The organism is Acidisphaera rubrifaciens HS-AP3 (assembly GCF_000964365.1).
GTDB lineage: Bacteria > Pseudomonadota > Alphaproteobacteria > Acetobacterales > Acetobacteraceae > Acidisphaera > Acidisphaera rubrifaciens.
Genome location: NZ_BANB01001035.1, coordinates 1 through 1,022 on the forward strand (window position 1 = coordinate 1; position 1,022 = coordinate 1,022).

General features: G+C 75.2%; 1 protein-coding gene. It reads right to left on the minus strand.

Translation table 11 applies throughout. The features are described 5' to 3' along the window. Window positions 1–109: 109 nt before the first annotated feature. A partial coding sequence (locus B8460_RS19895) for an ABC transporter substrate-binding protein (protein ID WP_048863369.1) occupies window positions 110–1,022 on the minus strand: 913 nt, incomplete at its 5' end.

The window sequence follows — 1,022 nt, forward strand, 5'->3', positions numbered from 1 at the left end:
GTCGTCTCCGTCACGGGCACCCGCGCGACCGCCGCCGCGCCGGCGCCGTCCGGGGGCGCCCCCTCGGCCGGTCCGGTGGTGAGGAACCCGTCCATGCCCCGCGCGCGCGTCAGCCGGCGCCGCTCACGTCGGGCCAGAACAGGCCGGGCGGCAGCGTCGTCAGCCCGCCCAGCGCCTGCGCCCCGCCGGTCGCGACCAGGATGCGCAGCAGGTCGGCGGCGATCTTCTCCTGCGCCGCGACCGGCCGATGCACCAGCCCGTCGAGGAAGCGTCGGCGCAGCGCCTCGTACACCTTGTCGTCGCGGGCGTTCATCAGCGGCCGCACCTTGGACCAGGCAGCGTTGGAGGTGCGCAGGATCGTCTCCGCCGCCGCGACGGCGCGCAGCAGCCCGTCGATCGCCGCCCGGTTGGCGCGCGCCCAGCTTTCATGAAAGGCGAAGCCCACCAGCCCCGGCGCGCCCGGCAGCCCGAGCGCGCGGGCGCAGTCCTCGACCGAGACGACCTGCCGCGCGCCCCCGGCCTCCAGCCGCGCGGCGAAGGTCCAGAACGTCAGCACGGCGTCGAGCCCGCCCTGTTCCAGCCGGCCCGACAGCAGCGGCGGCGCGCCATAGGACAGGTCGGCGCGGGCGAGATCGACGCCCTGCTTCGCCGCCGCCGCGCGCATGATCAGCCACGACTTGTCGGCCGGGCCGCCCGCCACGCCCAGCCGCTTGCCCGGCAGGTCGGCAAGGCCCTTGATCGGCGAATCCGCCGGCACCATCAGCCCGCCCAGCGTGTCGGAAAACGCGGCGAAGCAGAGATCCGTCCCCCGGCTGCGCTGCAACGCCGCGAAGGGCCAGTCCACCACCGCGACATCGACCGCCCCGCCCATCAGGGCGATGCGCCCGGCGTCGTTGTTGGCGAGGATGGTCGGCGCGATCGCGATATGCTGCGCGTCCGCGAGACCGTTCGCGCGGATCGTCTCCGTCACCCATTGCACGGTGCCGAACTGCAACACGCCGAGCCGCACGGTCGCCGCCGCC